Source organism: Parerythrobacter aestuarii (assembly GCF_030140925.1).
GTDB lineage: Bacteria > Pseudomonadota > Alphaproteobacteria > Sphingomonadales > Sphingomonadaceae > Parerythrobacter > Parerythrobacter aestuarii.
This window is the reverse complement of sequence record NZ_JARBWD010000002.1, coordinates 156,601-179,668: the sequence shown is the minus strand read 5'-3', so window position 1 is coordinate 179,668 and position 23,068 is coordinate 156,601. Positions and strand designations below refer to the sequence as shown.

The 23,068-nt window shown below is 63.1% G+C and carries 24 protein-coding genes; 16 read left to right on the top strand and 8 right to left on the bottom strand.

Features of this window, described 5'->3' with window-relative positions; all coding sequences use genetic code 11:
* The first annotated feature begins 28 nt into the window (after nucleotides 1-28).
* The 3 genes from aroC (at nucleotide 29) to QPW08_RS13940 (ending at nucleotide 4,218) form a co-directional block, all read left to right on the top strand.
* Nucleotides 29-1,096, top strand: a complete 1,068-nt coding sequence (gene aroC / locus QPW08_RS13950; protein WP_284126522.1) for a chorismate synthase — start codon at nucleotides 29-31, stop codon at nucleotides 1,094-1,096.
* Nucleotides 1,097-1,276: 180 nt separating this feature from the next.
* Nucleotides 1,277-3,490 carry a catalase/peroxidase HPI gene (gene katG, locus QPW08_RS13945; protein ID WP_284126521.1) on the top strand — a complete coding sequence of 738 codons (2,214 nt, stop codon included), beginning with the start codon at nucleotides 1,277-1,279 and terminating at the stop codon, nucleotides 3,488-3,490.
* Nucleotides 3,491-3,600: 110 nt separating this feature from the next.
* Nucleotides 3,601-4,218 (top strand): Pr6Pr family membrane protein, encoded by a 618-nt coding sequence (locus tag QPW08_RS13940; protein ID WP_284126520.1) that lies wholly within the window; start codon nucleotides 3,601-3,603, stop codon nucleotides 4,216-4,218.
* Here QPW08_RS13940 and QPW08_RS13935 read toward each other — a convergent pair.
* Nucleotides 4,215-5,003, bottom strand: coding sequence for a LytTR family DNA-binding domain-containing protein (locus QPW08_RS13935; RefSeq protein WP_284126519.1), 789 nt, complete (start codon nucleotides 5,001-5,003; stop codon nucleotides 4,215-4,217). The two genes, QPW08_RS13940 and QPW08_RS13935, sit on opposite strands and share 4 nt — an antisense overlap.
* Before the next feature lie 158 nt (nucleotides 5,004-5,161).
* Here QPW08_RS13935 and QPW08_RS13930 point away from each other — a divergent pair, with 158 nt between their 5' ends.
* Entirely contained in the window at nucleotides 5,162-5,734 is a 573-nt protein-coding gene (locus tag QPW08_RS13930; protein WP_284126518.1) for a DUF2306 domain-containing protein, read from the top strand.
* On the opposite strand, the gene QPW08_RS13925 is transcribed toward QPW08_RS13930, so the two are convergent.
* Genes QPW08_RS13925 through QPW08_RS13915 form a run of 3 tightly spaced genes read right to left on the bottom strand, consistent with a single transcriptional unit; the run spans nucleotide 5,718 to nucleotide 8,169 of the window.
* Nucleotides 5,718-6,278: a Smr/MutS family protein gene (locus QPW08_RS13925; protein WP_284126517.1), complete on the bottom strand. Its 561-nt coding sequence runs from the start codon at nucleotides 6,276-6,278 to the stop codon at nucleotides 5,718-5,720. The two genes, QPW08_RS13930 and QPW08_RS13925, sit on opposite strands and share 17 nt — an antisense overlap.
* Nucleotides 6,275-7,471 (bottom strand): murein transglycosylase A, encoded by a 1,197-nt coding sequence (mltA, locus tag QPW08_RS13920; protein ID WP_284126516.1) that lies wholly within the window; start codon nucleotides 7,469-7,471, stop codon nucleotides 6,275-6,277. Before mltA ends, QPW08_RS13925 begins: the two co-directional genes overlap by 4 nt.
* 41 nt (nucleotides 7,472-7,512) lie before the next feature.
* Nucleotides 7,513-8,169, bottom strand: coding sequence for a Tim44/TimA family putative adaptor protein (locus tag QPW08_RS13915; RefSeq protein ID WP_284126515.1), 657 nt, complete (start codon nucleotides 8,167-8,169; stop codon nucleotides 7,513-7,515).
* 251 nt (nucleotides 8,170-8,420) lie between these two features.
* Between QPW08_RS13915 and secB the strand changes: the two genes are divergently transcribed.
* From secB to QPW08_RS13880, 7 genes are all read left to right on the top strand, one after another.
* A complete protein-coding gene (gene secB, locus QPW08_RS13910; protein WP_284126514.1) occupies nucleotides 8,421-8,957 on the top strand; it encodes a protein-export chaperone SecB in 537 nt (178 codons plus the stop codon).
* A gap of 27 nt (nucleotides 8,958-8,984) precedes the next feature.
* A complete protein-coding gene (gene murJ, locus QPW08_RS13905; protein ID WP_284126513.1) occupies nucleotides 8,985-10,556 on the top strand; it encodes a murein biosynthesis integral membrane protein MurJ in 1,572 nt (523 codons plus the stop codon).
* Between the two features lie 31 nt (nucleotides 10,557-10,587).
* Nucleotides 10,588-11,643, top strand: coding sequence for a tryptophan--tRNA ligase (gene trpS / locus QPW08_RS13900; protein ID WP_284126512.1), 1,056 nt, complete (start codon nucleotides 10,588-10,590; stop codon nucleotides 11,641-11,643).
* 128 nt (nucleotides 11,644-11,771) lie between these two features.
* Nucleotides 11,772-12,437, top strand: coding sequence for a DUF4136 domain-containing protein (locus QPW08_RS13895; protein ID WP_284126511.1), 666 nt, complete (start codon nucleotides 11,772-11,774; stop codon nucleotides 12,435-12,437).
* A 108-nt stretch (nucleotides 12,438-12,545) separates the two neighbouring features.
* Nucleotides 12,546-13,055: a hypothetical protein gene (locus QPW08_RS13890; RefSeq protein ID WP_284126510.1), complete on the top strand. Its 510-nt coding sequence runs from the start codon at nucleotides 12,546-12,548 to the stop codon at nucleotides 13,053-13,055.
* Nucleotides 13,056-13,104: 49 nt separating this feature from the next.
* Complete coding sequence (locus QPW08_RS13885; protein WP_284126509.1) at nucleotides 13,105-14,019, top strand: energy transducer TonB; 915 nt, start codon at nucleotides 13,105-13,107, stop codon at nucleotides 14,017-14,019.
* On the top strand, nucleotides 14,009-14,308 hold the full coding sequence (locus QPW08_RS13880) for a hypothetical protein (RefSeq protein ID WP_284126508.1): 300 nt from the start codon (nucleotides 14,009-14,011) through the stop codon (nucleotides 14,306-14,308). The genes QPW08_RS13885 and QPW08_RS13880 overlap by 11 nt, the downstream gene beginning before the upstream one ends.
* A gap of 6 nt (nucleotides 14,309-14,314) precedes the next feature.
* On the opposite strand, the gene dut is transcribed toward QPW08_RS13880, so the two are convergent.
* Together dut and QPW08_RS13870 are read right to left on the bottom strand one after the other, a co-directional pair.
* Nucleotides 14,315-14,815 carry a dUTP diphosphatase gene (gene dut / locus QPW08_RS13875; RefSeq protein WP_284126507.1) on the bottom strand — a complete coding sequence of 167 codons (501 nt, stop codon included), beginning with the start codon at nucleotides 14,813-14,815 and terminating at the stop codon, nucleotides 14,315-14,317.
* Entirely contained in the window at nucleotides 14,808-16,538 is a 1,731-nt protein-coding gene (locus QPW08_RS13870; RefSeq protein ID WP_284126506.1) for a bifunctional phosphopantothenoylcysteine decarboxylase/phosphopantothenate synthase, read from the bottom strand. The genes dut and QPW08_RS13870 overlap by 8 nt, the downstream gene beginning before the upstream one ends.
* A gap of 160 nt (nucleotides 16,539-16,698) precedes the next feature.
* Between QPW08_RS13870 and QPW08_RS13865 the strand changes: the two genes are divergently transcribed.
* Nucleotides 16,699-17,097, top strand: a complete 399-nt coding sequence (locus tag QPW08_RS13865) for a DUF4345 family protein (protein WP_284126505.1) — start codon at nucleotides 16,699-16,701, stop codon at nucleotides 17,095-17,097.
* Here QPW08_RS13865 and ubiB read toward each other — a convergent pair.
* Entirely contained in the window at nucleotides 17,094-18,650 is a 1,557-nt protein-coding gene (gene ubiB / locus QPW08_RS13860) for a 2-polyprenylphenol 6-hydroxylase (RefSeq protein WP_284126504.1), read from the bottom strand. The genes QPW08_RS13865 and ubiB overlap by 4 nt on opposite strands.
* A 10-nt stretch (nucleotides 18,651-18,660) precedes the next feature.
* Nucleotides 18,661-19,392, bottom strand: coding sequence for a class I SAM-dependent methyltransferase (locus QPW08_RS13855; RefSeq protein WP_284126503.1), 732 nt, complete (start codon nucleotides 19,390-19,392; stop codon nucleotides 18,661-18,663).
* A gap of 123 nt (nucleotides 19,393-19,515) precedes the next feature.
* On the opposite strand from QPW08_RS13855, the gene QPW08_RS13850 reads away from it, so the two are divergent.
* The 4 genes from QPW08_RS13850 to dnaA all read left to right on the top strand — a co-directional run bounded on the left by QPW08_RS13850 (nucleotide 19,516) and on the right by dnaA (nucleotide 22,852).
* Nucleotides 19,516-19,755: an HTH-like domain-containing protein gene (locus QPW08_RS13850; protein ID WP_284126502.1), complete on the top strand. Its 240-nt coding sequence runs from the start codon at nucleotides 19,516-19,518 to the stop codon at nucleotides 19,753-19,755.
* 1 nt (nucleotide 19,756) lies between these two features.
* Nucleotides 19,757-20,572 carry a bifunctional DNA-formamidopyrimidine glycosylase/DNA-(apurinic or apyrimidinic site) lyase gene (gene mutM, locus QPW08_RS13845; RefSeq protein ID WP_284126501.1) on the top strand — a complete coding sequence of 272 codons (816 nt, stop codon included), beginning with the start codon at nucleotides 19,757-19,759 and terminating at the stop codon, nucleotides 20,570-20,572.
* Nucleotides 20,573-20,699: 127 nt separating this feature from the next.
* Nucleotides 20,700-20,960, top strand: coding sequence for a 30S ribosomal protein S20 (gene rpsT, locus QPW08_RS13840; protein ID WP_284126500.1), 261 nt, complete (start codon nucleotides 20,700-20,702; stop codon nucleotides 20,958-20,960).
* Between the two features lie 482 nt (nucleotides 20,961-21,442).
* Nucleotides 21,443-22,852 carry a chromosomal replication initiator protein DnaA gene (gene dnaA / locus QPW08_RS13835; protein ID WP_284126499.1) on the top strand — a complete coding sequence of 470 codons (1,410 nt, stop codon included), beginning with the start codon at nucleotides 21,443-21,445 and terminating at the stop codon, nucleotides 22,850-22,852.
* Nucleotides 22,853-23,068 lie beyond the last annotated feature (216 nt).

Here is a 23,068-nt window from a genome sequence, read left to right as displayed (position 1 = left end):
CTTGCACAGTTGCGGCAGGGCTAGGCGCATGAGCTGGAATACCTTCGGACGCGTGCTGCGCTTTACGACCTGGGGCGAAAGCCATGGCCCGGCGATCGGAGCCGTGGTCGACGGCTGCCCACCGCAGCTGGAGCTGAGCGAAGCCGACATCCAGCCGTTCCTCGATGCCCGCCGCCCAGGGCAGAACAAGTTCACGACCCAGCGGCAGGAGCCGGACCAGGTGAAGATCCTCTCTGGCGTGTTCGAAGGCAAAACCACAGGCACCCCCATCAGCCTGTTAGTCGAGAACGTCGACCAGCGATCTAAGGACTATTCCGAGGTCGCCAAGGCCTATCGGCCGGGCCATGCCGATTACAGTTACGACGCCAAATACGGCTTCCGCGACTATCGCGGCGGCGGGCGTTCGAGCGCGCGCGAAACAGCCATGCGGGTGGCAGCGGGCGCGGTAGCGCGACTGGTGATCCCTGAAGTCACCATCACCGCCTATGTCTGCGAGATCGGCGGCGACCGGATCGACCCGGCCAATTTCGACGTAGCGGAGATCGGCAACAATCCCTTCTGGTGTCCCGACGCAACAGCCGCGAAGCGCTGGGAAGCGCTGGTCGACGGTGCGCGCAAGGCAGGGTCGTCGCTGGGCGCGGTGGTCGAATGCGTGGCCGAAGGCGTGCCGGCCGGTTGGGGTGCGCCAGTCTATGCCAAGCTCGACGGCGACCTTGCCGCCGCCATGATGAGCATCAATGCCGTGAAAGGTGTCGAGATCGGCGACGGATTCGACGCCGCACGGCTCACCGGTGAGCAGAACGCCGACCCGATGCGCCCCGGAAACGAAGGACCCCGCTTCGAAGCCAACCATGCCGGCGGGATCGCGGGCGGAATCAGCACGGGCCAACCAGTGACCTGCCGGGTCGCTTTCAAGCCAACCAGTTCAATCCTGACCCCGGTCGAGACCATCGACTCGGAAGGCAATCCGACCGAAATCCGCACAAAGGGTCGCCACGATCCCTGTGTCGGCATTCGCGGGACACCGGTGGTCGAGGCAATGATGGCGCTAGTGCTGGCTGACCACAAACTCCTGCATCGAGGCCAGTGCGGGTAACTCCCTATAAAATGGCACAAAATTATCCCGATTGGTCAGAGCCAGTCGATGCTTTGGCTTTATCACAAATCCGATCAAACACTGCCAATTAATCGATTGGACTAATCAACCAGAAACCGCCATCGCACTTGTGCATTACCCCCGTAGTGATTCCTTTTTTGACTAGCAGGAGAGACAACCATGGACGCTAAGACTGGAGATATCAGCGGCTGTCCGTTCCACGGCGACGGCGCAACCCGTTCGCTGTTCGGACGGACCAACAGGGACTGGTGGCCGGAGACGACCGCCGTCGAACTGCTCGTCCAGGGCGGCAAGAACCCCGACCCGATGGGCGAGGACTTCGACTATGTCGAAGCCTTCAACGCGCTCGACTACAATGCGCTGAAGGCTGACCTCACCGCGCTGATGACCGACAGCCAGGACTGGTGGCCGGCCGACTACGGCCACTACGGTCCGTTCTTCATCCGCATGGCCTGGCACGCCGCCGGCACCTATCGCACTGGCGACGGCCGCGGCGGTGCAGGCAGCGGGCAGCAGCGCTTTGCCCCGCTCAACAGCTGGCCGGATAACGGCAATCTCGACAAGGCTCGCCGCCTGCTGTGGCCGATCAAGCAGAAGTACGGCAAGCACATCAGCTGGGCCGACTTGTTCATCCTCGCCGGTAATGTCGCCATCGAATCGATGGGCGGCCCGGTGTTCGGCTTCGGCGGCGGTCGTGCCGACGTCTTCGAGCCGGAAACCGTCTACTGGGGCACTGAGGAACTGTGGGTCGACACCGGTGCGGAAACCCGCATCCAGCCGGACAAGGAATGGGCACTGGAAAACCCGCTCGCGGCAATCCAGATGGGCCTTATCTACGTCAACCCTGAAGGCCCGGGCGGCAACCCCGACCCGCTGCAGTCGGCTCGCGACATGCGCACAACCTTCGACCGGATGGCGATGAACGACGAGGAAACCGTCGCCCTCACCGCTGGCGGCCACGCCTTTGGCAAGGCGCACGGTGCTGCCCCGTCGGACACATTCCGCAGCGCGCCGGAAGGCGAAGTGCTGGAATTGCAGGGTTTCGGCTGGCTCAATGACGAGGAAGAAATTGCCAAGGGCAACATCACGACTTCGGGTATCGAAGGTTCGTGGTCGAACAACCCGACCTCGTGGAGCCACGACTATTTCCGCCTGCTGTTCAAATACGACTATGAACTGACGGAAAGCCCGGCCGGCGCCAAGATGTGGACCCCGGTCAACCCCGATCCGGAAGACATGGCTCCGGACGCACGCGACCCGAATAAGAAGGTCCCGACCATCATGACCACCGCCGACATGGCGCTGAAGATGGATCCGGAATATCGCAAGATCTCGGAGCGCTTCCTGGAGAACCCGGAACAGCTCGACGATGCATTCGCCCGTGCATGGTTCAAGCTGTGCCACCGCGACATGGGTCCGAAGGTCCGTTACCAGGGTCCGGAAGTACCGAGCGAAGACCTGATCTGGCAGGATCCGGTTGCCGCCAACGAGTTCCCGCCGCTTGGCGATGCCCAGCTGGGTGAGCTGAAGGCAGCGATTCTCGACAGCGGGCTGACTGTTAGCGAACTGGTCAAGGCGGCTTGGGCTTCGGCTTCTACCTACCGCAACTCCGACCACCGCGGCGGCGCCAATGGCGGCCGCATCCGCCTCGCCCCGCAGAAGGACTGGGCGGCCAACGATCCGGAAGAGCTGGGCAAGGTCCTGGCCAAGCTCGATGACATCCGCACCGGGCATAACATCACCATGGCCGACATGGTGGTGCTGGGCGGTGTCGCAGCGATCGAGAAGGCCGCCAAGGATGCCGGTTACGACGTGACCGTGCCCTTCACTGGCGGCCGTGGCGACGCGACCGAAGAGCAGACCGATGTCGATAGCTTCGAACCGCTTGAGCCCTTCGCCGATGGCTTCCGCAACTACCTGAAGACCAAGGCTTCGGTGAAGACGGAAGACATGCTGGTCGACAAGGCGCACCTGCTGGGCCTGAGCCTGCCGGAAATGACGGCCCTCGTCGGCGGCATGCGTGCCCTTGGCGCAGTCACCGGCAACACCGGCCACGGCGTGCTCACCGACCGTCCGGGCCAACTGACCACGGACTTCTTCACCAACCTCCTCGACATGGGCACCAAGTGGGCCCCGGTCGATGGCAGCGGCGATGAAGAATATGTCGGCCACGACCGCAAGACCGGTGAAGAGAAGTGGCGCGGTACCCGCACCGACCTGATCTTCGGTTCGAACTCGCAGCTGCGCGCGCAGGCAGAAGTCTTCGCGGAAAGCGGCAACGAGCAGGTCTTCCTCGACACCTTCGTCAAGGCCTGGACCAAGGTCATGGACGCCGACCGCTTCGACGTCAGCTACGCCAAGTACAACCACTAAGTCCTTCGGGCACCAGGGCCGCTTGGCCCTGTTGGTTGCAGGAAACCCCCGGCAGCAATGTCGGGGGTTTTCCTTTGCCAAGCGTCGGCTGAATGCGGCAAGGGGCGCGCATGATAACCATCGCCCCTTCGCAAGACCCGATGCAGCCGCGTGTGTTGGCAGGTATTGTCGCGCTTACCGCATTTGGCGCCCTCGCTGTTCAGACGACGCTCGGCGATGGCAGCGTGCCGGAAAACGCCGCCGGCCTGGCGCGATTCTTCACCATCTGGAGCAATATCGGAACCGCTGTCGTGATGGCATTGGCAGCCAGCGGACGGGCGATCCCGCGCGGCGTACTGGCTGCGTTGGTCACGGCGCTGACGGTTGTCGCAGTGGTCTACTGGACACTGCTCGCAACCGACCATCACCCGGTCGGGCTGGACCGCTATACCAACCAGGTCTTTCACACCATTGTGCCGGTCGCAGTGCTGGTCTGGTGGTTCCGCTTCGTTGAGCCAGCTCCGGCGATCCTGCCCATGGTTCCAGCCATCATGGTTCCGCCGTTGGCCTATGGCGCTTTCGCGTACCTGCTCGGAGAATTCACCGGCTTCTACGCCTACTTCTTCCTCGACCTGCCGCGCATGGGCTGGGTCAATTTCCTTATCAGCAATGCCCTGCTGGCGGCATTCTTCGGTATGCTCGGAGCTACGCTGGTGGCCATCAAGAGGGCCATCTGGCGCGGCCGCTAGAACCAGCCGGCGTCTTTCAGCGGCTGGACATTGGCGCGACTGACCGGCGCTTCCAGCCCGCCCTCCAGCATCAGCCGGACATTGCGCCCTTCGCGCTTCACATCGGCGACCGCATGGCGGGCAACCCACCAGCTGCGATGTACCTGCATTCCCTCCAGCCCATCGAGCTCCGCAATCGCATCACGCAGGCGCAGCAGGACAAGATCCGATCCAAGCGCCGTGTGGACGCGGACATAGTGATCTTCCATCTCAAGAGCGAGCAGGTCGGTCCCCAGTGCGGGCGGCAGGCGATCAAGGAACCGGCTGGGCGATTGTCGCGGTGCGTCATTGTCGGCAACTGCTGCGCCCCGCCCCGGATGATCCTGGTGATGCCCGATTACCTGGAACAGAACAGTGATGCCGCCGCCGACTACGAGCACATAGAGGTAAGTGACCAGCGCTTGCTCGGCCGTTGGCCATTCGAACGGGCGAAAGACGAAGTTGAGACTCCATACGGCCAGCGACATTGGGATGGTCGCAACCATGCACGCAGCGACCCATAGCCCCGCGCGGGGGAGGTCGAGCAACGCGTGCAGCTTGTCCACAAAGAAGCCCATCGGGCTGTAAAGGGCATATCCCAAATAGCTGAAGCCCAGCCACACCATCAGCCGGATCGGCAAAGGATCGTTGAAGCTGCCGAATGGCCCGATAAGCGCCAGCACGATCCCGATGACCGACATGATCGCCAGGTCGATCACAATGCGGCGGAGCACGGGCCGATGTCGATTGGGTTTCTCGGTGTCCATCGCCTGTCAGACTAGCGCCCGTTCGCGCATCGTAAAGTGTCAGGCAGGCAGGTTTGCGCGCCTTTCACGAAGCCTGGTGCCCTCCCGCGCAACCATACTTGCCGGCGAATGGGACAGCGCCAGCATGGCTCCCGATAGAACAGAAACGGAGTTTACCCATGTCCAGCCTGTCCAGCATGCCTACCCTCGCCCTCCTCATGCCCTTCACCAAGGCCAAGCCCGGCCCCGTCGAATATCCACCGGTCCTGCGGATGGTGATTCTGTGCGCCGGGATCGGCATGACCCTGTTGGCCAGTTACGCAACCATTCGAGGGGCAACCGGCATCGCCCCCGCGCATCCCAATATCCGCCACCTAGCCGTTGCCATTCATGTTGCGACGGTTCTGCCAACCGTTCCGCTGGGTGCTTACCTGCTGATCGCCCGCAAAGGCACGTCGCTGCACAAGCTGCTCGGTCGGATCTGGATCGGCCTGATGACAATCACAGCGCTGTGCGCCCTGTTCATCCGCCCCGGCGGCAGCTTCAGCTGGATTCACCTGTTCGTGCCGCTGGTGTTGTTGACCTCGTGGAAAGTGGTCGCTTCCGCCCGGCGCGGCGACATGGCGACACACCGCAAGGAGATCGTCGGGCTGTACCTGGGGGCGCTGGTGGTCCCCGGCCTGTTCGCATTCTTCTTGCCTGGCCGGCTGATGAATGTCTGGACCTTTGGCTGGCCTATCGGCTTCGCCTGAGCACGATGTACAGTGCGCCCTCACCCCCGTGGCGGCGGTGCGCCTTGCGGATGGCAGCGATGGCTTCGCCATGTTCGCTGGCTGCCAGCCAGTCGAGGATCTTGGCCCGGATCACACCGCGCCGCGTCGCCCGGTCGGCCGGATCGACCGGGCGCGATCGGCCTGTGATCACCAGCACAACGCGTGCTCCGACGCTTCGGGCCTGCTCCATCCCGTTCATGAGGCGCTGATATGCGGCGTCGGTCCCATGGTCGTGCAGGTCGAGCGAAAAGTCCGGCGCGATATCGCCTGCCTTGAGGCGGCGATCCCAATGCGAATCGAGATTGCCGGGAGCAGCCACCTTGCGAGCCGATGGCGGTAAGGGTTGAACCGGGTTGCGCGGCTGCGTCGGCATGTGTCTTGGCTTCGGTGTCGCAGATGGCGGGCTGCGGGTTGGAGCAACGCTTCGTATCGGTGGCCGCCGATGGTGCAGCGGCTCGACCGTCGCCGAGAGTTTCTCCCACGCCGCCGCTTCGTCCTCGCTCAGGCCGCGAGGGTGAGTCATGGCTGCGGCCGGCCCGCCAAGAGGCGGTCAACCGTTCCGATGGGTAGCAGCACCAGCGCCTGCCCGCGCCCGCTCATCCCGCCGGCAATCTCTGCCGCATCGCCGCCATTGCCCCAGAAGGTGTCGAAGCGGTTGGCGCCCTTGATCGCGCCGCCGGTATCCTGTGCAATCCAAAGGCCGTCAGCCACGTCGCGGTCCAGATCGAGCCAGACCGGCGCGCCATAAGGCACGAAGCGCGGATCGACCGCCACGCTGCTGCCGCGCCGCACCGGCACGCCAAGCGATCCCAGCGGGCCATCGGTCGTCAGCTCACGGAAGAAGATCCAGCTTTCGTTCATGCGCATGAGGTCGGCCCCATCCTCGGGATTCTCGCGCAGGTAGCGGACGATGCCCTGCATGCTCCCGGCATACTGGCCCGGCCCATCGCCCAGCAGGCCGCGTTCGCGCATGACGCCGCCGATGCCGGTATAGCCGCGCCCGTTTTGCCCGGCGTAGCCGATCCGCATCACCTGCCCATCGGGCAGGCGCAGCAGGCCGGAGCCCTGGATCTGCAGGAAAAACATGTCGATGTAGTCCGCCGCCCAGGCGATCTCCAGCCCACGCCCGGCCAGCGCCCCCCGCTCGATCTCGGCGCGCGAGTAGTAGGGTACGTGCTTGCCGTTTTCGTCGATCCGGCCAAGCGGTGCCCGCCCGGTGCGCTCGCTTTCGGGGACGTCGTCGGGCCAGCCGCGCAACAGATCGTCCGGCACGCGATACACCGGGACGGCGTAGCCAGCGCGCTGCTCGCGGGTGCCGGCAATTTCGGGCTCGTAGTAGCCAGTGGCGAAAGCCTCGCCGCTGCCGATTCGGGCGGTCTCGAACACTTGCAGGAAGAAATCGACCCCGCGCGTGGCGGGCCAGCCGTGGGCAATGTCGCACGGCTCCTGCCAATCGGCAGGGAAGGTCAGCCCGCTGCGGTCATCCTTGACCGTCAGCCAGTCGCAGCTCTCGACAAATGCCGCGAGCGCCAGGTTTGCATCCTGCGGCTGCAGCTTGAGGTCAACGATACGCGGCCCACGCTCAATCCCGAGGAAGGCAGCGCTTTCGACGGTCGCTTCCGGCACCGGCTCAAGCGGGCTCGGTGGCTTGGTATCGGGAATGATGGTGCAGGCAGGAAGCACAAGCGCCGCTATGGCTACGATACAGCGGCGCATTGCTGTCTCCTTGCGCTGAGCGTTGGGCCCTCTGGCCCCGCTCAGCCTTCGTCGGTTTCGTCGAGGATCCAGTCGGGCCCTGCAGCATCGACCTGGCGGCTGAAAGTCCAGATGTCGCGACTTTCGATCGCGTCGTCGAGCGAACCGGCAATGAGGTTGCCCTCGGCATCGCGGGTCACGGCGGCGATGTCAGATACGAACAGCACGGTGACGCGCGCAGTGCGGCCATCAAGTTCGGCATCGCGAACGGTCGCATCCTCGATCCGGATCAACTTGTTGTCGAGCGTGTGCCCGGCTTCCACGCGGGCATCGATTGCACCGGCGAAGCTCCGGTACACGTCGAGATCGCACAGTTCACGCAGGGTTTCCTTGTCGCCTTTCCAAAACGCTTCCAGCACCATGGCATAGGCGCCCTTGGCCCCTTCGATGAAAGACAGCAGGTCGAAGCTGCGATCGGCTGCGGCAATCGCGCGCACGCCCTGCTCGACCGAAGGATGCAGGTTCGGGTTGCGCGGCAGGTCAATCACCTGCGCGGTCGGCTGCGGACGTGCCTCCGCCTGCTGTTGCGCTTGTTCGCCGGAATCGAACCGATTGGGAATCACCTCTTCCTCATGCTCGGCGCGCTGGCCGAGAACGGAATAGAGCCGCATGCCGAGGAAAGCGGCGATCATGGCGAGGATGACAATCTCGAAAATCACGTGTGGTTTCACCTATCTGCAGCGTCGCGATCCTAGCATGCTTTGCTGCCCAAGTCCCATGCTTAACGCCCTAACCCTACATAGGGACCCATTACAAATCCACAACGCCCCGCCTCGGTCAGGCCAAGCCCTGCTTTATCGCAGAGCGTCACCGGCGTTGCGGGCAGGCCGCACGAGTGCTAGGCGCGCGCGCTGATACCGGATGCAGATCCGGGCACCTATTCACAAGCTAGACGAAAGACGTAAACATCATGGCCGACGAAGGCGACGTTCTCACCGATCTCAATCTTGACCCGGCTGCCGGGGCAAATGGCGCCGACACTCGCCCGACCGCCGGTTTCATCTCGCAATACATCAAGGACATGTCGGTCGAAAACCCGAATGCCCCTGCCGTGTACCAGTGGAACGAGCAGCCAGCGGTCGATCTGCAGTTCAACATCGGGGCCAATGCGGTCAACGAAGAAGTCAGCGAAGTCGAGCTGAAGATCAACGTCGAGGCCAAGACCGACAGCGGCGCGCTGTACCTGATCGAGCTGGTTTATGCCGGGCTCGTCGGTATCCGCAACATGCCCGAAGACCAGGCGCACATGTTCATCTACGCCGAAGCGCCCCGTATCCTGTTCCCCTTCGCCCGCCGCGTCATTGCCGATGCGACCCGCGACCTGGGCTTCCAGCCGCTGATGCTCGATCCGATCGACTTCAACGGCCTCTATATGCAGCGCCTGCAGCAGAAGGCCGCCGAAGAAGCGGCAGCACAGGGCGGCGATGCCCCGGCAGGCGACGCGTAAGCACTCCGTGATAGCGGGCGAGGCACGATGAGCCTGCTCAAGAACGTGGGAACGATCGGCGGGCTGACAGCCGTCAGCCGCGTGTTCGGCTTCGTGCGCGACATTCTGATCGCGCGCGTGCTGGGCGCAACCGCCATGGGCGATGCCTGGCAGCTCGCCTTCATGCTGCCCAATATCTTCCGCAGGCTGTTCGCCGAAGGCGCTTTCGCCAGCGCCTTCGTGCCGCTGTTCAATCGGCGGATGAAAGAAGACGGCGACATTTCCGAGGCGCGGAGATTCGCCGAGAGCGTGTTGTCGATCCTGCTGCCGATCCTGATCGTGTTCGGCGCGCTGGCGTTGATCGTAATGCCGTGGGTGGTGGAGTATTTCGCGCCCGAAGGTCTGGCGGAGAACGGCGACTCGCTGGACATCGCCATCTTCATGGCACGGGTCACCTTTCCCTACCTGCTGTTCATGAGCCTTGCGACACTGGTCGCCGCTGTGCTCAATTCGCTGTCGCGTTTCGCGGCTGCAGCCGCCGCCCCGATCTGGCTCAACATCTGCCTCATTGTGGCGCTCGCCTATGGCCTGACGCTCGGCGAAGGGCTCGAAGCCCGGCGTGAAACGGCACAATGGATGGCGTGGGCCCTGTCGCTTTCAGGGTTGGTCCAGGTCCTGTGGCTCTATGGCTTCATGCGTCGCGCGGGATTCCGCCTCGGCCTCGTCGCGCCGCGGGTGACGAGCGGAGTCAAGGAATTGGGCATTCTCGTTGTCCCGGCCATTTTCGGCGCCGGGATCTACCAGATCAGCCGCTTCGTCGACCTGTTCTTCCTCTCCACGCTGGAAGTCGGCAGCTACACCTACCTTGCCATGGCCGATCGCTGGAACCAGCTGCCGCTGGGCATTATCGGGATTGCGCTGGGCACGGCGATCCTGCCGGCGCTCTCGCGCTACCTCGGTCGCGACGAAGGCGAGGAAGCCGCGCGGCTGCAATCAAATGCGATCGAGCTGGCGATGCTGCTGACGCTGCCCTGCGCGGTGGCGCTGTTCTTTACGGGCAGCGCTTTCGTGCGTGCCTTCATGGCCGGACAGGCCTTCACTGTGGAGGATGCACTGGTGACCGGCACGGTCGTCTCCGGCCTCGTCATCGGCCTGCCGGCCTATGTGCTTGTCAAGGTGCTGACCCCCAACTACTTCGCCCGCAAGGATACCAGGACCCCGGTCTACACTGCCGCTGTCTCGCTGGTGGTCACTATCGGACTCAACATCGTGCTCGTGCCGCGGATCGGCGTGCTGGGCCTAGCCGTAGCGGGATCGGTCGGGGCCTGGGCCAATGTCATCCTGCTGACGGCGATCCTGGCCCGCAAAGGGCACTACCGCCTGCCAGCCCTGACAATCTCGCGCGTGCTGCGCATGGCGGTGGCATCGGCAGTGATGGGCGCAGCGCTGTGGTGGCTGATGAGCGCAATCGACCCGTGGTTCACCGGCAGCGCGATCCACAAGGCGCTGGGCATTGCTGCCATCCTCGGCACCAGCGCACTGGCCTATGGCGGTGCGGCGGTGGTATTCGGCGTGCTCGACAAGGCAACGGTGCAGCGCCTAATGCGCCGCCAAGCCTAATTCTCCCTCTTCGATTCTTTCAGGACAGATCATGCGCGTCGTTTCCGGCATCCAGCCCACCGGCAATCTCCACCTCGGCAATTACCTGGGAGCGATCCGCAATTGGGTGCGGATGCAGGAGGAGATGGAGAGCGATACCAGCGCTCAAGCAGCGGCAGGCGGTAGCGCAGAAAAGGGCGAATGCCTGTTCTTCCTCGCCGACCTTCACGCGATCTCGATGCCGCATGATCCGGTCGAGCTGAGGAAGGCCACGTTGGAAATGGCCGCAGCGCTGGTCGCCTGCGGGATCGACCCGGACAAGAGCGTCCTGTTCAACCAGGCCCAGGTCCCCGCCCATGCCGAGCTGCAATGGCTGCTGGGCGGCACTGCGCGGATGGGCTGGCTGAACCGCATGACGCAGTGGAAAGACAAGGCCGGCAAGAACCGTGAAGGCCAGTCGGTCGCGCTGTTTACCTACCCGGTGCTGCAGGCGGCCGACGTACTGTTGTACCAGGCCACCCATGTGCCCGTGGGCGAGGACCAGAAACAGCATCTCGAGCTGGCGCGCGATATCGCGCAGAAGTTCAACAATGACTTTGCCAGCGAAGACGATCCCGTCTTCACCCTGCCCGATCCCTACATCCCGCCGCAGGCCGCGCGGATCATGAGCCTGCGCGACGGCTCGGCCAAGATGTCGAAGTCCGATCCATCGGACATGAGCCGAATCAACCTTACCGACGATGCCGATACCATCATGAAGAAGGTCAGGAAGGCCAAGACCGATCCCGAACCGCTGCCGAGCGAGGAAGCCGGGCTCGAAGGGCGACCCGAGGCGCTCAACCTCGTGACGATCTACGCCGCGCTTACGGACAAGAGCGTCGACGCCGTTTTGGGCGATTTCGGCGGCGAAGGGTTCGGCAAGTTCAAGCCCGCGTTGGGCGAGCTCCTGGCGGAAACGCTCAGCCCCATCTCGACCCGCTTCAACCAGCTGCTGGAAGACCGCGAAGCGATCGACGCGGTGCTCGCCAAGGGCGCGGCAAAGGCCCGCGAACGTGGCCTGCCGACCTTGCACCGCACCTATGAGGCCCTGGGCCTGCTGCGACATTGACGTAACATCGCCTATCCAGCGCATTCAAACCGGGTTCATGGCAATTGTGCGATGGTGATGATAAGACTCGGGGCGCAAGCTGGAGTGGGTAGCTTGCGTGACCGGCAATGTGCATGCAGGGGCCGCTTATGACCACACCGACTTCACTCACCCGCCGCCTGATCCGGGCTATCGTCGTGCCTTTCGCACTGCTGTCTCTAAGCGCTTGCGCTACGCCCGGGTTCAAGACCGACGTGACGCGCTTCTCGTCCAAGCTTCCAGCACCACAGGGCCAATCCTTCGCTGTCGTTGCCGACGACCCTGCACTCGAAGGCGGGTTGGAATTCTCGCAATACGCCGAGCTGGTTTCCGCCGAAATGGCGCGGCTGGGGTATACTCCCGCCCCGCCCGAAACGGCGAGCTTGCTGGTCAGGTTCGACTATGGCGTCGACAAGGGTCGTGAAAGGGTGCGTTCGAATGGGTTGCGCGACCCCTTCTTCGACCCTTGGTTCGGCTATTATGGCCGCAGCCGGTTCTACCGCAGCAACCGTTTCCGCGGCGCTTGGGGATTCGGTTTCTATGACCCATGGTTCGGCGAGCCTTCAGTGCGCAGCTATACTGTCTACACCAGCGGTATCGACCTGAAGATCAACGACACCGCAACCGGCGAGCGCCTGTTCGAAGGCAAGGCCGAAGCCCTGTCGACCAGCAACCGGCTGCAATACCTGGTGCCGAACCTCGTCGAAGCGATGTTTACCGACTTCCCCGGCAATTCCGGCGAGACCGTGCGGATTTCGGTGCGGCCGGAAGGCTAGGGCAAAGCGACGGGGCAGTCTGGATGGACAGCGCAGTGAACAATCCGGGTTAATCGCTCATTTACCGGTGTCTGCGATTGCGGAGCTTTCCAAGGGACAGCTCCGCATATGACCGAACAGAGCAAGATTGAAGCCGCGACGCCTGCCGACACAACCGGTGCCGGTCGCACCCCCGTTCCGTGGAGCCAGGATTTCGCCACCAGCGAACATCCCGATACCGCACGGCACCGGATCCAGCGCGAATATATCATGGCAGTCACGGAGCTCCCGCGCGGAAACCTGGAGCGGAAATACGCCTATCTCCAGCAACTCATCTCGCGCGCCAAGGAAGAGCTTGGCCACGCCCGCTCGGCCAATAACGAACACCGCATGGCAGCTATGCAGCAGAATATCGACGAGCTGGTGGCCTATGTCTCCGGCTACGGCATCCGTGCCAACTTGCCTAACCGCAATGGCGAGAACGGCTCGACCGCGATTGCCAGCTTCTATGTGCTGGAAGAGATCCCGACCTTCCTCGGCGAACTCGGCTTCCTGATAGACCGCTGGTACGAGGAAGAACTGGCCGGGATCCACGATGAACTGCTCAAGCTGACGGGGCTCGCCGGGCGGTTGCGCTGATTCGACAAGAAGGCTCGTCATTTGCTGAGGCGCAGGCTAGTCTTGCGCCATGGGTCCGCTTCTCAGAATTCCTGCCGTCGCCACCGCCCTTGCTGGCATAGCTGTTCCCGCCAGCGCATTGGCGCAGGAAGCTGGCAGCAGTGGACGGACTTTCGAGACTTTCGGCAATTGGAAAGCCGTCACCAGCAAGTATGAGTGCGGGCTGGTCAGCCAGGAAACCTCAGACGGCTATGTCTTTGGCGTGATGGCCATTGGCGAAGTGGAAGCCCTTTCGGTCGCACGGCCACGCGGCGCATCCAGGCCGCACCCCGATTTTTCCGCCAACCTGTGGTTCGATGGCAGGCCGGTGGCAGGGCAGTGGAGCTTTGCCTACGATACGTTTTCTACGCTCGATATTCCCCCGGTCTTCGCTGAGGCTTTCAAACGCGGGAAGGCGCTGGAATTTCGTGTGGACGGGGAGACGCTGGAGAGCTTTTCGCTGACGGGAAGTGCCAAGGCATATGCGGCATTCGCCAGCTGTAAAGACGCGATATACAAGGGGCCCGTCGTCCCGCCGGTCGCGCCGCCCCCCCTTCGCGCCCGTGCGCCCGACCTCGCCGCGCCGCTGCCCGCCAACCGTGCGATTGCCGCGATCCAGCCCGAACGCTGGGTTCAGACTTACGATTACCCTGCCCGAGCCTTGCGCGAAGAACTGGAAGGCGTGGTGACGGTGCGCATGGAGGTCAGTACCAGTGGGCGCGCGACGGGATGTACGATCATCCGTTCCAGCGGCAGCAACCTCCTCGACGAACGTACGTGCGTCATCCTCACCCGCCACGCCCGGTTCGATCCGCCGACCGATACCGAGGGGCAGCCCATTGAGGGCAGCTGGACTCAAAGCATCAACTGGCAGATCCCCCAATCGTCGATTCCGACTCCGATCGACAATGGAACGGTGATCGCACCGCCGCCCGATGGAAAGTAACCGAGCCCCCACCCAAAGCGCGAGCGCTGTCCGCTGGCGTTGGACCTATGCCATCTTTGCAGCACTGCTGCTGGCGACAGTATGGGGTGCGATGCACTTCACTGGCGAAGTCGACTGGACCATCGGCGATGTTGTTGCCGCAGCCATCCTGTTCGCCGGGCTTGGCGTGATGCTCGAAGGTGCGGCGCGGATAGCGAAGACCACACTGGGTCGTACGATGCTGATGTTCGGCGCGGTGCTAGTGTTCCTGCTGGTGTGGGCGGAGCTCGCGGTGGGGCTGTTCGACTAACGCGGTCTACACCAGCTTGGCGTGACCTCCGGTCGAGCCGAAGCCGCCTTCACCGCGCTGCGTTTCATCGAGCTGATCGGCTTCCTCCCACACCGCTCTTGTTACCGGGGCCAGCACCAGCTGTGCCACCCGGTCACCGCGATGGATGACAAAAGGCTCGTCGCCGTGATTGATGAGGATCGCCTTGAGCTCACCGCGATAGTCGCTGTCGATCGTGCCCGGCGTGTTGGGCACAGTGATGCCATGCTTTAGCGCAAGCCCGCTCCGCGGCCGGACCTGGATCTCGTAACCCTGCGGGATCGCCATGCTCAGCCCCGTCGCGACCGCGTGCCGTTCGCCCGGTTTGATCGTCACGTCTTCTGCCGAGACGACATCCATACCGGCTGCACCATCGGTTGCATATTCAGGCAACGGCAGGCCGTAGCCATTGTTGAGCCGCTTCAGTTTCACCGGCACGGGAGGCTTTGCATGGCCGACCGTGGTTGCTTGAGTTACCGAATCAGCCATCCACTACGTCCTTCAAGCCTTCTGCCATGCGCTCCACCAGCGCCATCGCCACCTCTTCCTTGGGCATCTCCTCGAGATGCTCGACTCCGCTACCGGTCACGATATGCACGGTGTTGTGGCTGCCGCCCATGACATCGCCTGACACATCGTTGGCAACAATCCAGTCGGCTTGCTTGCGCTTGCGCTTCGCCTTGGCATTGGCAACCACATCGTTGGTCTCGGCTGCAAATCCAATCACCAGGTGCGGGCGCTTGTCACCCACTGAAAGATTGGTGAGGATATCGGGGTTTTCCTCCAGGATCAGAGCCGGCGGGGCCGAGCCGCGCTTTTTCATCTTTTCACCGGCAACATCGCGCGTGCGCCAGTCGGCAACTGCGGCCACCATCACGGCAATGTCCGCAGGCAGCGCCTTGCGGACTTCAGCCGCCATTTCCTGTGCGCTTTCGACATCGATCCGGTCCACGCCCGGCGGTGTCTTCAGATGAACCGGGCCGGCGACAAGCGTCACACGCGCCCCGGCAGCGGCAGCAGCAGCCGCAATCGCAAAGCCCTGTTTCCCGCTTGAACGGTTGGCGATGTAGCGCACCGGATCGATTGGCTCGTGGGTTGGCCCGGCAGTGATCAGCACATGCTTGCCGTAAAGCGGCCGATGTTCCGGATCGGTATCGAAAGCGGGTTGGCCGATCAGCGGATTGTTATCAATTTCCTCTTCCACGACCGGTGCCCTCGCGAGGCCCGTCGACGAATCTCCTGCGATGGGCTCTGGCATCTGGTCGCCAGTGCCCGTTGCGACTGTATGGTTGATCGCATCGGCATCGGTCGGCGGGGCCGAGATAGCCTTGCCCTTGCTGGCAAGGATCGGACCGGCATCAGGCGCTGTTGCCGTCCGTGCTTCCGCCTCTTCGCCGTCGGCAATCGTATCGTCCTCGTCGCCCCAGTCAGCTTCATCCGGCTCTTCACTTTCCGGTACATCCCATTGAGCTTCGATTTCCTCCACCGAACGCTGGGGCGTCTTGCGCGGGATGATGGAAGCCAGCAGCCCACCCAGCATGCCCTTGCTTTCGACTTCGGGTTCGGGCTCGAGCGCTTCGACTTCGATAGCTGGAGCAGGGGCGGTCTTGGCGATGGCAGGAGCGGGCACGAGATCGACTTCTTCGCGCGGGGCAACCTGCTCCGCGCCCAGCAGATCGGCGATCGCGTTCCAGATCTCTTCCGGCTCGCGCAGTCGCCCCGGGCCGTATTCACCGCAAGCCATCGCCCCTTCATCGGGGTCGATCACCGTCACGCCAGCTTCACGCAGGCGGGCCACGTTCATCTGGGTCGCATCATGTTCCCACATCTTCACGTTCATGGCCGGGGCCACCATCACCGGCTTGTCGGTCGCCAGCAGCAGGGTCGTGGCCAGATCGTCGGCGATGCCCGCAGCCATCTTCGCCAGCATGTTGGCGGTCGCCGGGCACACCACCACCAGATCAGCCTCGCGGCTGAGCTGGATATGCCCCATCTCGACTTCGTTGCGCAGGTCCCATAGCGTGGTGTGGACCGGGTTTTCGCTCAGCGCCGCCAGTGCCATGGGGGTCACGAACTTCGCCCCGCCATCGGTCAGCACGCATGTGACCGAACCGCCCTGCTTGCGCACCAGGCGCACCAGTTCGCACGACTTGTATGCCGCGATACCACCGCCGATAATGAGCAGGATCTTCGGCCCCTTGCCGCCTGCCATACGATTCCCCTTCTGGCCCCTTGCCTTGCCCGCCAGCCTAGACCGACGCGCATTTCGGCGAAAGTCCCAACAATCCTAGGGCCTCTAATGGTTACGATTTGCCTAGCGAAGCGTGGTTACCGTGATTAGGCTAAGGGTATCTGTGGGGGAGGAGACACACATGAGACTTGCCATTACCGCGCTGCTTTTTGTTGGCGGACTGTTTTTCCTGTTCATGGGGGCGGGCTTCCTGCTGGACCCTGCGGTATCAGGCGGCGATTTCGGCCTTACTGCGAAGGGCGTGCAGGGCCTTTCCAGTATCCGGGGCGACCTCACGGCCGTGTTCTTCGTCGCTGGCGGATGCATGATCTGGGGTGGATGGAAACGCAATGGCGACCCGTTGATCGCCGCCGCGGCGATCATGGGCACGGTGTTCTTCGGCCGCTGTGTCTCATTGGCGATGGACGGCACCTATGAAGGGTGGTTCCTGCCGATGACCGTGGAGGCCCTGACAATGGTGCTGTGCCTGGCCGGGTGGAAGCTGTTGCCGCACCACGATCTGACGGAAGAGCTGGACTAACCGATCCAGCCCAGCGCCATGGCCGCTACGACAGCGCCCGCACCCAAGGCAGCGCTAAGACCGTAGCCCAACCAATCCCGACCCGGTCGCTCGCGCTTCTCCCACATCAATTCGATGTCGGGGAGTGGCGGCGGCACCGGGGCACCGCCCTTGGGCGGGAACTTGTCTTCCACGCGGCGGACGAGGTCCGGCAAACGCAGCAACGTTGCCATGTTCTGCTTTACTGCATCGGCCAGGGCTGCCTCCGGCCCCAGCTCGTCGCGAATCCAGTTGCGGACATAGGGAGCTGAGACGTCCCACATATTGATGTCGGGATCGAGCTGCGTGGCAATGCCCTCGACCATTACCATGGTTTTCTGCAGCAGCAGCAGATGCGGCTGGGTCTGCATGTCGAAATCGCGGGTGATGGCAAACAGTCCGTCGAGCATCTGCCCAACCGACAGTTCCTTCACCGGCTTGCCGCGCATCGGCTCGCCCACCGCACGCAGGGCCGTGGCAAACTCGCCGACCGAGTGGTGGCTCGGAACATATTGCGCCTCGAAATGGATCTCAGCGACGCGCTGGTAATTGCCGGTCGTCAGACCATAGAGAATCTCGGCCAGCCATTGCCGCGCGCGCCGGTCGATCCTGCCCATGATCCCGAAGTCGATCGCCACGATCGTCCCGTCGGGCTCCACGAACAGGTTTCCCTGGTGCATGTCGGCATGGAAGAAACCGCCGCTGATGGCCTGGTGCAGGAACGCCAGCACGAGCCGCTCGGCCAGCGCCGGCAAGTCGTGCCCGGCGGCAATCAGTTCCTCGCGCTTGGATATCTTGATCCCGTCGATCCATTCGACCGTCATGACCCGCCCATTGGTCCGGTCCCAGTCGATCGCAGGGATCCGATAGCCCTCAATGCCGCGACAGGCGTCGGCCAGTTCGCTGGCCGAAGCTGCCTCGCGCCTGAGGTCGAGCTCGGTATTGGTCCAGCGCTTGAAGTTGGCGATGGTCAGCCGCGGGCGCAGCCGCGCCGCTTCACCGCCCATCGCTTCGACATGCGCCGCGGCCCATTCATAGGTCTCGATATCGCGGGCGAACTTCTCGCGGATGCCCGGACGCAGGACCTTCAAGGCGACCGTGCGCCCGTCGCTGGTCACCGCCTGGTGCACCTGGGCGATGGAAGCCGCACCGACCGGCTCGGGGTCGATATGCGAGAACAGCGCATCGAGTGGCTGCTCGAAAGTCGCCGCGACCGACGCCTCGATCTCGGCAAAATCGACCGGCGGCAGGCTGTCCTGCAGAGTCAGCAGGTTCTCCGCTGCGTCGGTGCCTACTAGATCGGGCCGGGTTGCCAAGGACTGGCCCAGCTTGATCGCCGCCGGGCCGATCTCGCGAAAGGCTCCAGCATAGTCAGGCACCTTGGGTACGCGCGCACCCAGCCGCGCCAGCCGCGCCAGCCGCTTGACCGGAGCAGGCGTGTTGGGATCGCGCTCGATGCCACGCAGCGCGCCATGGCGGGCAGCAGTCCGACCCCACTTGAGGAGCCGCCAGATATGAGTCGCAGGCCGGGTCATGCGTGCAGGATCAAATCTTCCAGCCCGAATGGATGTTGACCGCCCCGCCGAGGATCTTCTCGACCCGGGTGTTTTCGAATCCCGCCGCGCGGATCATCGCTTCGAACTCGGTCGGCTTGGGAAAGCGGCGGATCGATTCGGCGAGGTAGCGATAGCTGTCCTCGTCATTGGCGATGACCTTGCCGATCCTGGGCATCAGCTCGTGCGAATAGAGGTCGTAGATTTCCTTGAAGCCTGGCCACTCGGTGGTGCTGAACTCCATGCAATAAAACCGCCCGCCATGCTTCAGCACACGGTGCGCCTCGCGCAGGGCCTTGTCGATATGGGTGACGTTCCTGATTCCGAAGACGATGGTGTAGGCATCGAACTGGCGGTCGAGATAGTCGAGTTGCTCGGCGTTCTGGCAAGACCAGACGAGCCCGGTGATACCGCGCTCCATCGCACGCTCGACCCCGACATCGAGCATATCCTGGTTGATATCGGCAATTGTTACTTCAGCACCGCGACCAGCCATCCGGAAGGCGATGTCTCCGGTACCGCCGGCCATGTCGAGGATCGCTTCGCCCGGTTGCGGCTTCACCCGGCGCACGAAGCGGTCCTTCCACAGGCGGTGCATACCGCCCGACATGGCATCGTTCATGATGTCATACTTGGCCGCAACGCTGGAGAAGACCGCGCCGACGCGCTCGGTCTTTTCCTCGGGGGCTACGTCCTCGTAACCGAAGGATACTGTGTCGTTCATTGTGACCGAGGCCCTAGTCCACCAACAATAGCAGGACAAACAAGAATTTTCAGCATTATGCTTTATGCATATTGCATTTAGCAAAAATCACGCTATCGGAGAGTGCCGTCAAGGAGAATGACCATGCGTCAAAGCGAAATCTTCGAGCGAATCTCTCGCGCCATCGAGAAGGCACCAAGGAATGCCTATGTCGCAGAACTGCACGTACAGGTGCTAAAATATGCCCACCAACTTGATGGAGTCTCAGGTCGAGAATTTTGCGAGGGTGTGGGCCTCAAACCAGCTTGGGGAACAGAATTCGTAAAGATGCGAAAGATTGCCCCACGCTTGATTGAAGCTGGTCTCGACGTATCGAAAATATAGTATGCCCGAGCTTCCTGAAGTCGAAACGACCGTGCGCGGCCTTGCCCGCTTTCTCGAGGGCGAGCGGATCACCCGCGCCATCCTCAACCGGCCCGACATGCGCTTCCCTTTCCCCGCCGGACTGGGGCAGGCGCTGACCGGCGCGACTGTTTCCGGCCTCGGTCGGCGCGCGAAATATGGCCTGATCCACACCGACCGCGCGCAGACACTGATCTTCCATCTCGGCATGAGCGGGCGCTGGCGGATCGACCCTGAGGCCGACGACAAGCACGATCATTTCGTGATCGAGACCGCCAGCCACCGCTTCGCGCTCAACGATCCGCGCCGGTTCGGCTGGGTGGACCTGGTCGACACTGACCGCGTAGAGCAATGGCCGGCCTTCGCGGTGATGGGGCCCGAGCCGCTAGGCGCAGACCTCACTGTGAAGCACCTCCGCACGGCGCTCGCTGGGCGCAAGCAGGCCATAAAGCTGTGCCTGCTCGACCAGCAGATCGTTGCCGGGCTGGGCAATATCTATGTTTGCGAGGCGCTCCACATCGCCGGTATCCATCCACGCAAGGCTGGTGGGCGCGTGTCGGTCAAGGCACTGGAGCGGCTGGTCCCGGCGGTCCAGCAGGTGTTGGAGCAGTCCATCCTCGACGGTGGTTCTTCGCTGCGCGACTACGCAAGGCCCGATGGCGAGCTGGGCTATTTCGCCACCCGCTTCCAGGTCTATGGACGCGAAGACCAACCCTGCCTGCGCGACGATGGAGGCATCATCCGCCGCTTTGCGCAGGGCGGGCGCAGCACGTGGTATTGCCCGAGGTGCCAGCGGTAGGGTTTCGCTTGACGATTCGGGACTTGGGACCTATGTGCGCCGCTTTCCGGCGGCATACCCGCCGTTTCCGAGATCAAACACAGACAAGGATCCGGTCGCATCGGGCGACTGAGAAACAAGGACGAACATGGCCAATACGCCGCAAGCCAAGAAGCGCATCCGTCGCAACAACCGCCGTGCCGAAGTCAATGGTGCGCGCATGAGCCGCATCCGCTCTTTCGTGAAGAAGGTCGAGACCGCTTGTGCTGAAGGCGACAAGGAAGCTGCCGCTGCTGCGCTGAAGGAAGCCCAGCCGGAAATGGCGCGCGGCGTTGCTCGTGGCGTGCTGCACAAGAACACCGCTTCGCGCAAGTTCTCGCGCCTGACCAAGCGAGTCGCGGCTCTCTGAAGCCAGCGCCGACAGGCGATTTTACAAACCTGATTGCAGCGGGGCGTCACTTTTTGTGGCGCCCCGTTTTTGCTGTGTCAGCAAACTGACGCACGCGGCCACCGCTAAGTGTAGGAATTCCCGCGAGTCGCGCGTTATCCGGGCCGGATCATCAAGCTAAACAACAGGTTAAACGCAAGCCTGCGGGTTACAGCCCTGTCAAACGAAATATTTCAAAAATATTTCGCTGCTGCCCCTTGAACAGAATCGCCTGGCACGCTTTTAGTGTTCGCCTTGCTGCGGCACGGGACAGGCCGAGCACATACAAACTGAACCGATTGGGGGGCGCTGCGGGCACATGGAGTCCGGGCAACGGCGAAGCCTTGTCGAGTCAAGAACGGGGAAGCAAGACCGGTACTGGGGGCCGGCAAGCAGGGCGGGAATACATGGGACAGGACGGGCCGCGCGCAGGCGCAGCAAAACGCAGAAAAAAAGAAGATCTGATGGAAGACATCGAAGCCGTGAACCTGGCCGCGGATTGGGCCGACATTAGCCAGGGCCTGCGCAAGGATCTGGGGCACCAGTTGCACAGCCAGTGGATCAAGCCGATCCAGCTGGGTGGCTTCGACGAAGAGACCGGGACACTCGATCTTTTCCTGCCGACCGAATTCTCGGCCAACTGGGTGAAGGATCGCTTTGCCGACAGGCTGTCGCTGGCGTGGAAGATCGCCCGCGGCAATATCCGCAACGTCAACATCCAGGTGCATCCGGGCCGCCGCAAGGTGCCAGACATCGCTCTTGGCGATGGGCGTCGCCCGGCCAATGATGGTGGCAATATGGGAATCATGGTGTCGGGTGCCGGCATCATCAACGACGCGGGTTTCACCTCTTCGGTCGGGCTTGATGCTTCGCTGACCTTTGCCGCTTTCGTGACTGGCGAGACCAATATCCTTGCCTGCAATGCCGCGCAGCGCATGGCAGCGACCGAGCAGCCGCAGTTCTCTCCGCTCTACATCAAGGCGGCGACGGGCCAGGGCAAGACCCACCTGCTGCACGCCATCGGGCACCAGTACCTGTCGGCGCATCCGCGCGCGCGCATCTTCTACTGCAGCGCCGAACGCTTCATGATCGAATTCGTGCAAGCGCTCAAAGCCGGACAGATGATCGAGTTCAAGGCGCGGTTGCGCAGTTTCGACCTGCTGCTGGTGGACGATATCCAGTTCATCATCGGCAAGGCCAGCGCGCAGGAGGAGCTGCTCTATACGATCGATCACCTGCTGGCCGAAGGCAAGCGCCTGGTGTTCGCGGCCGACCGCGCACCACAAGCATTGGACGGGGTCGAACCGCGCCTGCTCTCGCGCCTGTCGATGGGCCTTGTGGCGGACATTACCGCTGCCGATATCGAGCTCCGCAAGAAGATCCTCGAATCGAAGCTCACCCGCTTCGCGCCGCTCGACGTGCCCGAGGACGTCATCGAGTTCCTCGCCCGCACAATCACGCGCAATGTGCGCGAGCTGGTCGGCGGTTTGAACAAGCTGATCGCCTATGCCCAGCTGACCGGACAGGTGGTCTCGCTGCAGCTGGCCGAAGAACAGCTGACCGATATCCTCTCGGCCAACCGTCGCCGCATCACGATCGACGAGATCCAGCGCACGGTGTGCCAGTTCTATCGCATCGACCGCAGCGAGATGTCGTCCAAGCGCCGCGCCCGTGCCGTCGTGCGCCCGCGTCAGGTGGCGATGTACCTGTCCAAGGTGCTCACGCCGCGCAGCTACCCGGAAATCGGCCGCAAGTTCGGCGGCCGCGACCATTCGACGGTTATCCACGCCGTGCGGCTGATCGAGGACCTGCGCCAGCGCGATGCCGATATGGACGGCGATGTGCGCAGCCTTTTGCGGCAGCTTGAGAGTTAGGGTTTGTTTTCCGCACGCCATCCGGCGCGCGAAATCCTCGCTCAAGGGGCCTGACGGCCCAATCGCTGCGGGCGGCCAGTCGGCCTCGCGGTCGCTGGCGCGACCGTGCTCCGCGACCAAGCCACGCGGCCTGGAATGGTTCGGGCTGCGACTAGCAGCCCGCAAGCGCGACCGCGCGCCCGGAGGGGTGACCCCGCAGGGGTCGGGCCCCCGAAG

Bases quoted from the DNA above. Each gene is read 5' to 3' on its own strand.
- trpS (WP_284126512.1), top strand. From the start codon at position 10,588: ATGCGCGTCGTTTCCGGCATCCAGCCCACCGGCAATCTCCACCTCGGC.
- ubiB (WP_284126504.1), bottom strand. From the start codon at position 18,650: ATGACCCGGCCTGCGACTCATATCTGGCGGCTCCTCAAGTGGGGTCGG.
- aroC (WP_284126522.1), top strand. From the start codon at position 29: ATGAGCTGGAATACCTTCGGACGCGTGCTGCGCTTTACGACCTGGGGC.
- rpsT (WP_284126500.1), top strand. From the start codon at position 20,700: ATGGCCAATACGCCGCAAGCCAAGAAGCGCATCCGTCGCAACAACCGC.
- mltA (WP_284126516.1), bottom strand. From the start codon at position 7,471: ATGCGCCGCTGTATCGTAGCCATAGCGGCGCTTGTGCTTCCTGCCTGC.
- murJ (WP_284126513.1), top strand. From the start codon at position 8,985: ATGAGCCTGCTCAAGAACGTGGGAACGATCGGCGGGCTGACAGCCGTC.
- QPW08_RS13870 (WP_284126506.1), bottom strand. From the start codon at position 16,538: ATGGCAGGCGGCAAGGGGCCGAAGATCCTGCTCATTATCGGCGGTGGT.
- QPW08_RS13895 (WP_284126511.1), top strand. From the start codon at position 11,772: ATGACCACACCGACTTCACTCACCCGCCGCCTGATCCGGGCTATCGTC.
- mutM (WP_284126501.1), top strand. From the start codon at position 19,757: ATGCCCGAGCTTCCTGAAGTCGAAACGACCGTGCGCGGCCTTGCCCGC.
- QPW08_RS13940 (WP_284126520.1), top strand. From the start codon at position 3,601: ATGATAACCATCGCCCCTTCGCAAGACCCGATGCAGCCGCGTGTGTTG.
- QPW08_RS13880 (WP_284126508.1), top strand. From the start codon at position 14,009: ATGGAAAGTAACCGAGCCCCCACCCAAAGCGCGAGCGCTGTCCGCTGG.
- QPW08_RS13890 (WP_284126510.1), top strand. From the start codon at position 12,546: ATGACCGAACAGAGCAAGATTGAAGCCGCGACGCCTGCCGACACAACC.
- QPW08_RS13855 (WP_284126503.1), bottom strand. From the start codon at position 19,392: ATGAACGACACAGTATCCTTCGGTTACGAGGACGTAGCCCCCGAGGAA.
- QPW08_RS13865 (WP_284126505.1), top strand. From the start codon at position 16,699: ATGAGACTTGCCATTACCGCGCTGCTTTTTGTTGGCGGACTGTTTTTC.
- dnaA (WP_284126499.1), top strand. From the start codon at position 21,443: ATGGAAGACATCGAAGCCGTGAACCTGGCCGCGGATTGGGCCGACATT.
- QPW08_RS13935 (WP_284126519.1), bottom strand. From the start codon at position 5,003: ATGGACACCGAGAAACCCAATCGACATCGGCCCGTGCTCCGCCGCATT.
- QPW08_RS13885 (WP_284126509.1), top strand. From the start codon at position 13,105: ATGGGTCCGCTTCTCAGAATTCCTGCCGTCGCCACCGCCCTTGCTGGC.
- QPW08_RS13850 (WP_284126502.1), top strand. From the start codon at position 19,516: ATGCGTCAAAGCGAAATCTTCGAGCGAATCTCTCGCGCCATCGAGAAG.
- katG (WP_284126521.1), top strand. From the start codon at position 1,277: ATGGACGCTAAGACTGGAGATATCAGCGGCTGTCCGTTCCACGGCGAC.
- secB (WP_284126514.1), top strand. From the start codon at position 8,421: ATGGCCGACGAAGGCGACGTTCTCACCGATCTCAATCTTGACCCGGCT.
- dut (WP_284126507.1), bottom strand. From the start codon at position 14,815: ATGGCTGATTCGGTAACTCAAGCAACCACGGTCGGCCATGCAAAGCCT.
- QPW08_RS13930 (WP_284126518.1), top strand. From the start codon at position 5,162: ATGTCCAGCCTGTCCAGCATGCCTACCCTCGCCCTCCTCATGCCCTTC.
- QPW08_RS13925 (WP_284126517.1), bottom strand. From the start codon at position 6,278: ATGACTCACCCTCGCGGCCTGAGCGAGGACGAAGCGGCGGCGTGGGAG.